The organism is Aliiruegeria lutimaris (assembly GCF_900099935.1).
Lineage (GTDB): Bacteria > Pseudomonadota > Alphaproteobacteria > Rhodobacterales > Rhodobacteraceae > Tropicimonas > Tropicimonas lutimaris.
In genome coordinates this window covers 45,873-58,368 of the sequence record NZ_FNEK01000015.1, presented here as the reverse complement: position 1 = coordinate 58,368, position 12,496 = coordinate 45,873, and the positions used below count along the sequence as shown (strand labels likewise).

Here is a 12,496-nt window from a genome sequence, read left to right as displayed (position 1 = left end):
GTTACTTGCCGATCTGGTCGAGGATCCCCTGCCCCCACTCGGCGCCGACATCTTCGAGGACGATCGGCCAGACCTGTTCGCGGACCTTGGCGGCCATGGCGGCCAGTTCGTCGTCGGAGAGTTCCACAAGCTTGGTGCCAAGCTCATCGACGAGGCGTTGCTCCCACTTGCCCTGGTCTTGCTCGGCGACCGTCCAGCGCTGTGCTTCGAACTCGGTAGCGGCGGCCTTCAGGGCCTCCTGATCCTCGGCGTCAAGCTCGGCCATCGAGCCGTTCGAGATGATCATGTACCAGACTTCGAAATGCGTGTTGGCCGGCACATAGGCCTTCGTCACGTCGCGGAACGAGGCGTAGTAGCCCTCGGCACCGGAGCCGATCACGCCGTCGACAACGCCGGTCTGGATGGCGGTGAAGGCTTCGGAGAACGGGATCGGCGAAGGAATGTAGCCGAGCGCCTCGCCGGTCAGCTGGAAGGACTTGATGCCGGGCACGCGCACCTTGATGCCGTTCGACTGGCTCGGATCGCCCGGGTTCACCGGATCGGTGTTGAGCGAGATGCCACCGAAATAGACCGGGTATGCGGCGAGCATGGTGATGTCCTGCTCGGCATAGAGGTCGGCCATGACATTGCGGACCGGGCCGTTGGGGCCGTAGATCGCGCGGGCGTCTTCCCAGCTGTTCGCGAGGTAGGGGAAGGAGCTGATCTGCATCCGCCGGTCGGCGGCGGTGGCGGCGGGCTGGGTGGCCATGTCGATGGCACCGACGCTGACCCGCTCCTGCACGGTGGTGTAGTCGCCGAGCGCGGAGGCCGGGAAGATGTTTATTGTCACGTCGCCACCGGTGGCCTCGGCGACAGCCTCCGAGAAGGCGCGCAGTTCGACGTCAATGGTGGCGTCCTGCGGTCGCACGTGGCTCATCTTGAGATCCGCCGCAGTGGCGACGCTCGAGAGCGCCATCAGGGCGGTGGCAGCCGTTCCGATCAGAAAGCGTTTCATGGGTAGTCCTCCGTTGGATATCAATAGGTTATCGTTGAGGTAGTCAGTAGCCGAAGAGCCTCGGCAGGTAGAGCGACAGGTCTGGCCAGAGCGAGGTCAGGAAGACCACGGGCACATAGCCCGTGACGATCAGGACCATGGCGGGCGGGATCACCTTGGTGACCTTCACGTTGCCGATCCGAGCACCGAGATAGAGGATCGAGGCATAAGGCGGCGTCACGCCGCCCATCGCGGTATTGACCCCCATGATCGCGGCAAACTGCACCGGGGTGACGCCGATGGCGTTCATCAGCGGCAGCAGCAGCGGGGCGATCAGGATGATGGCGGTGACGTCGTTCACCACCATCCCCACCAGGAACAGCAGGATGTTGATCAGGATCAGCAGGATCACCTTGTTCTCGGTGATGCCGAAGATCGCGCTGACAAGCTGCTGCGGGATGCTCTCGTAGACATACATCTGGCCGAGGATCATCGAGAACAGGATCATGATCATGATCGCACCGACGGCGGTCGCGGCTTCGCTCCCGGCGCTGAGGAAATTCTCCCAGCGCAGCCCCTTGTAGACGAAGAAGCCGACGGGAACGGCGTAGATCACGGCGAGGGCGGCCGCCTCGGTGGGCGTCATGATGCCGCCATAGATACCGCCGAGGATCATTACCGGCATGAGCAGCGCGGGCGTCGCGTTGAAACCGCGCTTGACGACCTCGCTAGACAGCTCGCTGAAAGTCGGTTTTTCGTCGAGCTTCAGGTCGAACTTGCGGCTCATCCAGAGGTTTACGACCGAGAAGTTGAACATGATCAGCAGGCCCGGCCCCAGCGTGGCAAGAAAGCAGGCGAGGATCGAGGTGTCGGTCACCCATCCATAGACGATCATGGTGACGGAAGGTGGGATCAGCAGGCCCAGGATCGAGGAATTGGCGATGAGCGCGGTGGCGTATTCGCGCGGGTATCCGCGCTTTTCCATCTCGGGGATGAGCAGCGGGCCGATCGCGGCAATGCCGGTGAGGCCGGAGCCGGAGATGGCGCCGATCACCGCGCAGGACACGGCCGCGACGACGCCCAGACCACCGCGAATATGGCCGATGAAGGCGTTGACGAAGCGGAGCAGCGAGGCCGCGATACCGCTTTCCGACATGATCGTACCGGCGAGGACGAAGAGTGGGATAGCCAGCAGGACCGGGTTGCCGAGCTGCTGGAATCCCCAGATCATCATGCCTTTCATCGTCACGTCGCCGATGAAATACATCACCATGAGGGCAGCGCCGAAGCAGTAGGGCAGCGGAACCCCAAGTGTGAGCGTCAGAACAAGGACGGCGATGGCAAGGAGCGCAATCTCGATCATCGGGCTGTCTCCCGGGAAAGGGTGCGGATGTGTCTCAGCAGGTGCAAAGCGGTGTAGAGCATCATCAGCGCCAGCCCGATGAAGAGCGAGATATCGGAATAGAAGGTCGGGATGTAGAGGGTCGGGCTCTCCTTCCAGACGCGCCAGGAGTAGCGCGTGAAGTCCCACGCCCAACTCAGAAGCCACAGGCCGACAATCAGGCTTATGATCTCGCCGACAATGGCAAGTACCGTGTGCTGGCGCTTGGTGGTCAGCCAGATTTCAAGGACATTCGCGCGGATATGAGTGTTCTCGCGCGAGGCGTTCACCGCGCCCAGCATGTAGAGCCAGACCGTCGGATAAAGCATCGTCTCTTCCAGCCCCATGACGGGAATCTGGAGAACGTAGCGTGTGATCACCTGCACGAACTGACCGAGCGCGACAACGCCGATCAGGCACGTGAGCAGGTATTTCGAGAAAGTGTCCATGGTGTCCCCTAGTGCGGCGCTCTCCCGGCGCGGCTTTCGTAGGATTTCACTGGACAGCGCCCATTAAATCAATTTGATAATTTTTGTGAAATCATAAAATTGCTTTATACTCACGCTATGAACCTTTCGATCCGACAACTCAGCACCTTCCGGGAAGTCATGCGAAGCGGATCGATTTCGCGGGCAGCAAAGACGGTTGGGCGAACCCAGCCCGCAGTAAGCACGATGATTGCCACGCTGGAGGCAGAGCTTGGCTTTGCCCTGTTCATCCGGGAGCATGGCAAGCTGACAGCGACCCCAGAGGCGCATTATCTTCTCGAGGAGGCCGAGGCCATCCTTGCACGAATTGAACGCACCAAACAGACACTCAGCAGGATCGGATCTCTCGAAACCGGTCGGCTTCGCGTCGCCTGTCATCCGGCCGCCTCCGGCCTGTTCATGCCGCGTCTCCTGGCCGAATTCCTTGCCGGAAAGAGCGGTGTGGATCTGTCGCTGATCATGCGCTCCTCCGACATCATCGAGGATCTGGTGGCGTCCCAACAGTTCGATATCGGCTTCGCCGAAACGCCGGTGCGGCGAGCTTCGGTGAATCAGGTGGACTTCGACCTCGAATGCGTCTGCGTCTTGCCGGCTGCTGACCCGCTTGCCCAGCGCATGGAAATCACGCCTGGAGACCTCGACGGCAAACCGATGGCCGTTCTATTCGAAGACCATACGACGGCCACGCAGACCGAGGCGGCCTTCGTTTCCGCGGGGGCTCGCTTCAACAAGCGCCTCGAATTGAGAACATCCCTTCCGGGCCTGGAGTTCGTGGCGGAGGGTTTCTGCTACATGGTCTGCGACATGATCACGGCCTACAGTCATGTCTTTCTGGGGTCTGATCAACGAGGACTTGTCATCAGGCGATTTCGGCCACGCATCAGCAACAGTGTTTCCATCCTCCGGCCAGCCTATGCAGGCAGCGCCCGGCTGGAACAGGCATTCTCTTCATATCTGACCGACGCCATTCAGGAAATGCAGGCGAAAACGGAGGCTCACCTGATGAAAGGTCCGATCGCAGGTATCGAAAGCACGACCGCCGACGCGGATTGAGATCGCCGCGCGACAAGGATATTTGGCATGGCTTCTCTCACATGCTGAGATGCATTCCGAATTGGTGGAGGCAGGTCGATCCGGGCTCAGGTCATAGGCCGGTTTTCGGGCGCCGTTACCCAATCTCTGCAGCACCGTCCCCGTGTTCGAATGAACAAAACGGACAAAGGGACCGTCCAGGGCCTGGCATGGCGTCATCGGGACGAGCAGTGCCCGCTTCAATCTGGCCTATTGCGCTTGAAACCAACGGCTCGAACCTTGTTCCGCCGTTCTAGGGACTACACTGCCAGGTGAAGGGAGAATCCGGGATGACGTCTGCAATCTTGGTCGGCCATCAATTGGAGGAAGCCTTTTGCCGCCGCCGTCAGGAGGCGCTGCGCGAAACCCTGCGGTCCGCAGGCTGCGCCGCGCTTCTCGTCGCGGACCGTGGTCAGCTGTGCCGGCTGTTCAACTACTGGGCACGGGATGTCTTCCCGGCCCTCGGGCTGATCCAGGCCGACGGCCCCGCCGTGCTGTGTTGCATGACCCCTGGCGATAGCACCCCGTTTGCCGACGAAGTGCGGGCGTTCGAAGGCGCGCAGATGTCTTCGCTGCGCCCACAGTTGCGGGATCTGGCGCTGGACCAGCTGCGCGACCTGTTACCTCGCGGCGGTCGCCTTGGCGTCGAAGGCAATCTGCCGCTCGCGCTCTGGGAACAGGTAGAGCCCGTGGACATGCGCATGGACATCGACCGGTTGAGCCGCGCCAAGGATCGCGACGAAATCGCGCTGATCGCGGCGGGTGCCGCGGCCGGAGAATCCGCCTTTGCCGCCATCGAGCCGTTGCTGGTCGACGGCACCCGCGAGATCGACCTTTTCGCGGCTTATCAGGCGGCGGCGGTGGCGGCAGCGGGCCAGCCGATCGGCGAATTGGGAAACGATTTTCGCGGCTGCGCGATGGGCGGCGCGCCACGCACCGCCCCGCTTCGGGCGGGAGACCTCGTCCCGATCGACACAGGTGTCATGATCCGTGGCTACTATTCCGACCTTTGCCGCACATATCCGGTCAGCGGGGTATGGGCCCCGGCACAACGCGACGCCGCCCGCCGGGTCGCGCAGGCGCATGATCTCGCGCTGTCGATGATCGCACCGGGGGTCTCCTGCCGCTCCGTCTACCAGGAGGTGTCGCGTTTCCTCGACGGCTATCGCGGCTGGAGCTTCGGGACGCATCTGGGGCACGGCATCGGTTTGCGCCCCGTTGAAACGCCCCGCATCAATCCGCACTGGGACGACCGGTTCGCGGCAGGCGATGTGTTCACGCTTGAGCCGGGCCTCTACGACGCCGAGTTGCGCGCCGGCGTCCGTATCGAGAACGATTACGTTCTGTCCGACACGGGCGTCGAGGCGCTCTCCGATTCCTGTTCGGTCGTCCCGGCCTGATCGAACCGCGCAAACCTCAGGTAACGCCCCCCAGGCCAGGAAGGTAGTTCTCGGGCTCCCACGGAGCGCAAGGATCCCCAATCCACCGCGCCGCCTCCCGGTTCCGGGCGTTTTTCCCTGTTTCCTGCGAATGCTTCGGCCCGGTCCGGTTGGCTTTGGGCTGCCTTCACGACCACTTGTTCCCGGAATTCGTTCCGCCCTTCGATTGGCCACGCGTTGCGCCCAGTTGCAGGCTGCACATATGAGACTTCCCGACCGACCGGAGCACGGCTAGGGTTGCATCAGGAAAGTCGCCGGGAGACGCACGATATGATCGATTACGATTCGCTGGACGCAACCGCGCTTGCAGGGCGTGTTGCCAACGGCGAGGTCAATCCCGGCGAACTGCTTGATCTTGCTCTGGAAAGGGTTCGGGCGGTTAACGGCGAATTGAATGCCGTCGTCATGCTCGCCGAGGACGTCGCGCGGAAAAAGATCGCCGAGGGTTTGCCCGACGGGCCGCTCAGGGGGGTGCCCTTTCTGCTCAAGGATCTCGGCGCCGAAGCGGTAGATTATCCGACCAATAACGGCTCGCGGCTCTTCGCCAATATGCGTTACGCGCAGGATTCGGCGATCTATGCGCGGCTGGAAGCGATGGGGCTGGTGGTTTTCGGCCGCACCACCTCGCCCGAAGGCGGCATTGGCCCGGCGACGGAAGCCGCTGTCTATGGCGGGCCGACCCGCAACCCCTGGGACCTCTCGCGCACGCCCGGCGGCTCCTCGGGCGGCTCGGCGGCGGCCGTGGCGGCGGGCATCGTGCCGGCGGCCCATGGGTCCGACGGCGGCGGCTCGGTCCGCATCCCGGCCTCCAATTGCGGCCTATTCGGGCTCAAGGCGACGCGGGCGCGCCTGCCGGATGGACCTTATGTCGGCGAAGGCTGGGCGGGCATGGCCATCGACGGCTTCCTGACCCGCTCGGTCCGCGACACGGCGATCCTGCTCGACGGCTGCCAGGGGGCGGATCTCGGCGCGCCCTACCGCGCGCCGCCGCTGGAGGAGAGCTTCGTCGAGGCCATGGAACGCGCGCCCAAAGGTCTGCGCATCGCGCTGTGCGAGACCAGCTTCACTGGTGCCACGGTGCATCCGGACTGCGTGGCGGCGGTCCACGATGCGGCAAAACTGCTGGAAGAGATGGGCCATCACGTCACCCCCGCCCTTCCGGCCGAGGCGGATACCGCCGGCATGATGCGCGCCTGGACCGATATCGTCGCTTGCGGGGCGGCACTTTCTGTCCGCCGCGCGGTGACGGCCCGCGGCCGGCCGCTGGAGGATGGTGAGATCGAACCGGTCATGCAAAGCGCAGTCGCTCATGCCGCGACGGTCAGCGGCGACCGCTACCTGGAATGCGTCAACATCGTCCATGCCTATGGCCGTGCTATGGAGGGCTTCATGTGCGGATACGACATCCTGCTCTCGCCAACCATGGGCGAGCCGCCGGCGAAGATCGGCCGCTTCGGCCATCACCGCGCCGACTATGTGGATTACCGCACCGGCCCCGACGGCGTCTTCACCTATTCCCCGTTCACCGCGGCCTTCAACGCCACCGGCCAGCCCGCCGCGACCGTTCCGCTCCACTGGACGGCAGAGGGACTTCCGGTGGGTGTTCATCTCGCGGCGCGGTTCGGTGCGGACACATTGCTGCTGTCGCTTTGCGCGGAAATTGAACGCGCCCGCCCCTGGTTTCATCGCCGACCGCCCATATCGAAGGCGCAAACGCCCATCTCTTAGGCAACGCCCAACCTCCCGTAAGGGCGCCGATAATTTTATCAAAAGGCAGAGTTGCATCTGTCCAGCTTGTGGAAAGGATTTGATCATATTCATCGAACACCCGGAGGCACAGGTGCGGGACGTCGCAATCGAGGCAGTTTCACTTCGCAAGGTCTATGGCACGGACCAACATGCCGTCGTAGCGCTCGACGACGTATCGATCAGCATCAGGAAAGGCGAGTTCTTCACCCTTCTGGGTCCGTCTGGTTGCGGCAAGACCACGCTTCTGAAGATGATCGCCGGCTTCGAGACGCCGAGCGAGGGCAATATCCTGCTCAACGGCCATGACATTACCGAGCAGCCGCCGAACCGGCGTCCGGTGAACACGGTTTTCCAGAGCTATGCGCTGTTTCCCCATCTTACCGTGCGCCAGAATGTCGGCTTCGGGCTGAGCATGCTGGGCCGGCCAGCAGCCGAAATCGATGAGGTGGTGAACCGCGCGCTTGGGCTGGTGAAGCTCGAAGCCATGGCCGACCGCAAGCCGCAGCAACTCTCGGGCGGTCAGCAGCAGCGCGTGGCTCTGGCCCGTGCACTGGCGCCCTCGCCCGAGGTTCTGCTGCTCGACGAGCCGCTCTCGGCGCTGGACCTGAAACTGCGCAAGGAAATGCAGACAGAGCTCAAGCGGCTCCAGCTCGAACTTGGCATCACCTTCATCTTCGTCACGCATGACCAGGAAGAAGCGCTCACCATGTCCGACCGGATCGCGGTGATGAGTTCCGGCAACCTGCTCCAGGTCGGCACGCCGAAGGAGATCTACAACCACCCGGTGAACCGCTTCGTCGCGGATTTCATCGGCGAGACGAATTTCATTCCCGCGCAGGTCGCGGGCACAACGGCAACCATAGGCGGCGACATCGCCTTGCCCGTCGATCCCGCTTCTCCCCAAGGCTCTCACACGCTCGCGGTGCGTCCCGAACATATCCGCATCGTCCCATCGGGCGCGGAAGCGACGCTTCGGGCGCTTATCACCGAGTCAGTCTATTTCGGCACCGACAGCCATGTCCGGCTGCGGCTGGCCAACGACATCGAACTCGTCGCCCGCTTCCAGTCCGACGAGGCCGGCGGCGACGCGCCGCCCGTGGATACCGAGGTCGGGCTGATCTTCGCTCCCGGCGCGCTTCAGGTCCTAGAGGATTGAGCCGATGAGCGCAGGCGAAGAAAAAACCGCCCGGGGCGAGACCCGCAGCATGTGGCTGCTCTCCTCGCCGGCGCTGATCATCCTGATCTTCGCCGCCGCCGGACCGCTCCTGATCATGTTGGTCTATTCCTTTCTGGCACCCGGCAAATACGGCAATGTCGTCTGGGAATTCTCGACAGATGCCTGGGTCTCAACGGTGCTCACGCGCGACATCTTCGATGGCACGCTGAGCCTCGCGGATGCGCATCTGAAGATCTTCTGGCGCTCGGTGAAACTGTCGTTGATCACGACGTTCTTTACGTTCCTCGTGGGCTTTCCAACCGCATGGTTCATCGCCACGCGTCAGGAACGTTCCCGCGCCGCACTGCTGTTCCTGATCACTATCCCGTTCTGGACCAACCTGCTGATCCGCACCTTCGCGATCAACCAGATCATCCGCACCGAAGGTATGCTCAACACCTTCCTTCTGTGGCTGGGCGTGATCGACGAACCGCTGATCCTGCTCTACACCGATTTCGCCGTCTTCATTGGCATGACCTATGTCTACCTGCCGCTGATGGTGCTGCCGCTCTTCGCCGCCATCGACCGTTTCGACATGCGGCTGATCGAGGCCGCCTACGACCTCTATGCCTCGCGCTGGCAGGTTCTGCGCAAGGTGATCTTGCCGATCGTCAAGCCCGGCATCATCGCCGGCTCGATCCTTGTCTTCATCCCCTCGCTGGGTGCCTATGTCACGCCGCGGATCCTCGGCGGTGGACGCAACATGATGATCGGCAATTTCATCGAGATGCAGTTCGGCCCTGGCCGCAACTGGCCGCTCGGCGCGGCGCTCTCGGTGCTGCTCCTCGTGATCGTCGCGGCCGCGCTCATTGTCTATACGCGGGCGGCAACGAAGGAGGGTCCCCATGGCTAGACGCGACTTTTCCGCCGCCCGCCTGCCGGGCTTCGCCACCATTGCCATCACCGTCTTCGTCGCGCTTTACGCGCCGATCCTGATGCTCGTGGCCTATTCCTTCAATGCCGGCGACAGCATCGCGATCTGGGAAGGCTTCTCGCTCAAATGGTATCCTGTCGCCTGGAACAATGCCGAGGTGCGCGAGGTCACGCTGCGCTCGCTGACCATCGCGGCAACGGCCTCCGTTCTCTCGACCACCGTCGCCACGATGGCCGCCCTCGGTACCACCCGCCGCCGCCAGACCCGCGGCCAGACCTTCATCTACCTGCTGATCAACCAGCCGCTGATGGTGCCCGAGATCGTGACCGCCGTGGCGCTGCTGATCTTCTTCGCCTCGATCAAGGTCGCCACCGGCTACCAGGGGCTCGGCTACTTGATCGCCGCCCATACCGCCTTCTGCATTCCCTTCGCCTACCTGCCGATCCGCGCACGCCTGGAAGGGATGGACCTGACGCTGGAGATCGCCGCCGGCGACCTCTACGCCTCCTCCTGGCAGACCTTCCGCCATGTTACCCTGCCCCTTCTCGCGCCCGGTATCGGCGCGGGCATGATGCTGGCCTTCGTCACTTCGCTCGATGACGTTGTGATTACCCTCTTCGTGAAATCGGCCGGGCAGGATACGCTGCCGACCTACATGCTGGCACAGATACGCCGGTCCGTTTCGGCCGAGGTCAACGCGATCTCGACCTTGCTGCTCTTGTTGACGGTGCTTTTGCTCACCGCCTTCTTTCTACTCACGCGAAAGCGGGACTGAACCCGCGAAAAACCAGATACCAACCCGGAGGTAATTATGAAGAAGATACTCCTGACCACGGCGATGACCCTCGTTGCCGCCTCGATGGCGCAGGCCGAGGGCGAGCTGCAGCTGTTCAACTGGGGCGACTACACCAGCCCTGAACTGCTCGAGAAATTCGAGGCCGAGACCGGCATCAAGGTGACGGTCACCGACTATGACAGCAACGAAACCGCGATGGCCAAGATCGAGGCCGGCGGACATGGCTACGACCTCGTCGTGCCGTCGAACTCCTGGGTTCCGATCTATGTCGAGAAGGGCCTGGTGCAGGAGTTCGACATGTCCAAGCTGTCCAACCACGGCAATATCGCCCCCGAATGGCTGGAATCCGAATACGATCCGGGCCGGAAATACTCTGTGCCGTGGCAATGGGGATCGACGGGCGTCGCGGTCAACAAGACGGCCTATGACGGGGATATCAACACCTCCGCGATCTTCATGGACACGCCCGAGGCGCTGGTCGGCAAGATCAACGTCACGCCCGAGATGAACGACGTGATGTCGCTCGCTCTGTGGTATGTCGGCGGTGAGCCCTGCACCGAGGATACCGAAGTTCTGAAGAAGGCGCGTGATGCGCTGATGGCCGCCAAGCCCAACTGGATGTCGATGGATTACGGCATGACCGAGAAGATGGCCGCCAATGACGTCATGGCCTCGGTCTACTGGAGCGGTGCCATTTTCCGAGCCCGGCTGAAGAACCCGGACGTGGTCTATGGCTACCCGAAGGAAGGCTTCCCGCTCTGGATGGACCAGGTGATGCTGCTCGCGGGTGCCAAGAACGTCGAGGAAGCCCACCAGTTCCTCAATTTCATCATGGTGCCCGAGAACGCGGCGATGATCTCCTCCTTCGCGCGTTATGCCAACGGCATCGCCGGCTCGGATGCGTTCATGCCCGAGGACATGAAGACCGCGCCGGAAATCATCGTTCCGGAGGAGCTGAAATCCGCCGGCCACTTCCTGCCCACCTGCTCGCCCAAGGCGCAGGAATATTACACCGCCATCTGGACCGAACTTCAGAAGTAAGCGAAATCACGATGCAAGACGGGCGGGCGCTTCGGCGCCCGTCTTCATTTGGAGGGCAGGATGCCGGAACAGCTCATCGATTTCACCGCAACCCGTCTTCTCGCGGAAATGCGCGCGGGAACGCTTTCGCCGCCCGATGTGATGGCCGCTTTTCTCGAACGCATCGAGGCGGTCAATGACAAGGTCAACGCCATCGTCACCCTGCGCCCGCGCGCGGAACTGCTCGCCGAGGCCGCGCAACCTCGCAATGGCCCGCTCGCGGGCCTGCCCATCGCGGTGAAGGATCTGGTGGCGACGAAGGGCATCCGCACCACCTTCGGCTCGCCCCTCTTCGCCGATCATGTCCCCGAGGCGGACGAGTTGGTCGCAGCCCGGCTGAAAGCGGCCGGCGCGATCCTCATCGGCAAGACCAACACGCCCGAATGGGGCCACGGCTCGCATACGTTCAACCCGGTCTTCGGGCCGACGCGAAACCCCTATGACCTCTCCCGCAGCGCCGGCGGTTCCTCGGGCGGCGCAGGCGCCGCGCTGGCCGCGCGGATGCTGCCGCTTGCCGACGGCTCCGACATGATGGGCTCGCTGCGCAACCCCGCCGCCTTCAACAATGTCTACGGCTTCCGCCCCTCCTGGGGGCTGGTGCCGCAGGATGCCGGCGGCGAGACCTTCCTGCATACGATCGCAACCGAAGGCCCGATGGCCCGCAGCCCGCGCGACATTGCGCTCCTTCTCTCCGTTCTCGCCGGTCCGAACCCGGAGGTGCCCTTCTGCCGCGCACCGGAAGATTTCACCGCCCATTTCGGCGTTCCCCTTTCCGGCAAGCGCATCGGTTGGCTCGCCGATTGGGGCGGCGCTTACCCAATGGAGTCCGGTATCCTTGAGACCTGCGAAGCCGCGCTGACGGTCTTCGAGAGTCTCGGCGCCACGGTCGAGCCGCTCGCGCCGCCCTTTCCCGCCGAGGAGCTGTGGGCCTCGTGGACAACACTCCGCGCGGGCCTCAACGCCGGCGCGAAGGGCGATTATGCGAGCGATCCCGCCAAGCGGGCGCTCACCAAGCCTGAAACTCTCTGGGAGATCGAGCAGGGCGCAACCCTGACCGCTGCCGAGTTCTACGCTGCCAGCATGACCCGTTCGCGCTGGTACAAACGCACCTCGGAGCTTTTCGCAAGCTACGACGCGCTCGCCCTGCCCTCGGCGCAGGTCTGGCCATTCCCCGTCGACCGGCGCTGGCCCGAAACCATCGCCGGCCGCCAGATGGACACCTATCACCGCTGGATGGAAGTGGTTGTGCCGGTCAGCCTCGCCGGGTTGCCCTGCCTCGGGCTGCCGGCGGGCTTCTCGGAGGGCGGCCTGCCGATGGGGATGCAACTCTTTGGCCCGACCGGGGCCGATGCCCCGATCCTCGCCATGGGGGATGCCTATCACGCGGCGACGGACTGGCCGGGGCGCCGCCCGCCGCCGCTCTGATCCG

The 12,496-nt window shown here is 63.4% G+C and carries 11 protein-coding genes; 8 read left to right on the top strand and 3 right to left on the bottom strand.

The genetic code is table 11. The features are described from left to right. Position 1: 1 nt before the first annotated feature. Genes dctP through BLR85_RS09165 form a run of 3 tightly spaced genes read right to left on the bottom strand, consistent with a single transcriptional unit; the run spans position 2 to position 2,803 of the window. Positions 2–994 carry a TRAP transporter substrate-binding protein DctP gene (gene dctP / locus BLR85_RS09175; RefSeq protein ID WP_093154197.1) on the bottom strand — a complete coding sequence of 331 codons (993 nt, stop codon included), beginning with the start codon at positions 992–994 and terminating at the stop codon, positions 2–4. Positions 995–1,037: 43 nt separating this feature from the next. Then, positions 1,038–2,336: a TRAP transporter large permease gene (locus BLR85_RS09170; protein WP_093154192.1), complete on the bottom strand. Its 1,299-nt coding sequence runs from the start codon at positions 2,334–2,336 to the stop codon at positions 1,038–1,040. Further along, positions 2,333–2,803 carry a TRAP transporter small permease gene (locus BLR85_RS09165; protein WP_093154187.1) on the bottom strand — a complete coding sequence of 157 codons (471 nt, stop codon included), beginning with the start codon at positions 2,801–2,803 and terminating at the stop codon, positions 2,333–2,335. The genes BLR85_RS09170 and BLR85_RS09165 overlap by 4 nt, the downstream gene beginning before the upstream one ends. A gap of 117 nt (positions 2,804–2,920) precedes the next feature. Between BLR85_RS09165 and BLR85_RS09160 the strand changes: the two genes are divergently transcribed. From BLR85_RS09160 to BLR85_RS09125, 8 genes are all read left to right on the top strand, one after another. Continuing rightward, entirely contained in the window at positions 2,921–3,895 is a 975-nt protein-coding gene (locus BLR85_RS09160; protein WP_093154182.1) for a LysR substrate-binding domain-containing protein, read from the top strand. A gap of 308 nt (positions 3,896–4,203) precedes the next feature. After that, positions 4,204–5,313 (top strand): M24 family metallopeptidase, encoded by a 1,110-nt coding sequence (locus tag BLR85_RS09155; RefSeq protein WP_093154177.1) that lies wholly within the window; start codon positions 4,204–4,206, stop codon positions 5,311–5,313. 309 nt (positions 5,314–5,622) lie between these two features. Then, entirely contained in the window at positions 5,623–7,080 is a 1,458-nt protein-coding gene (locus BLR85_RS09150; RefSeq protein WP_093154172.1) for an amidase, read from the top strand. Positions 7,081–7,159: 79 nt separating this feature from the next. Beyond that, on the top strand, positions 7,160–8,257 hold the full coding sequence (locus tag BLR85_RS09145) for an ABC transporter ATP-binding protein (protein WP_170844503.1): 1,098 nt from the start codon (positions 7,160–7,162) through the stop codon (positions 8,255–8,257). A 4-nt stretch (positions 8,258–8,261) separates the two neighbouring features. After that, on the top strand, positions 8,262–9,170 hold the full coding sequence (locus BLR85_RS09140; protein ID WP_093154162.1) for an ABC transporter permease: 909 nt from the start codon (positions 8,262–8,264) through the stop codon (positions 9,168–9,170). Beyond that, complete coding sequence (locus tag BLR85_RS09135) at positions 9,163–9,966, top strand: ABC transporter permease (RefSeq protein ID WP_093154157.1); 804 nt, start codon at positions 9,163–9,165, stop codon at positions 9,964–9,966. The genes BLR85_RS09140 and BLR85_RS09135 overlap by 8 nt, the downstream gene beginning before the upstream one ends. 36 nt (positions 9,967–10,002) lie before the next feature. Then, positions 10,003–11,028, top strand: coding sequence for an extracellular solute-binding protein (locus tag BLR85_RS09130; RefSeq protein ID WP_093154152.1), 1,026 nt, complete (start codon positions 10,003–10,005; stop codon positions 11,026–11,028). A 60-nt stretch (positions 11,029–11,088) separates the two neighbouring features. Continuing rightward, on the top strand, positions 11,089–12,492 hold the full coding sequence (locus BLR85_RS09125; protein ID WP_093154147.1) for an amidase: 1,404 nt from the start codon (positions 11,089–11,091) through the stop codon (positions 12,490–12,492). Positions 12,493–12,496 lie beyond the last annotated feature (4 nt).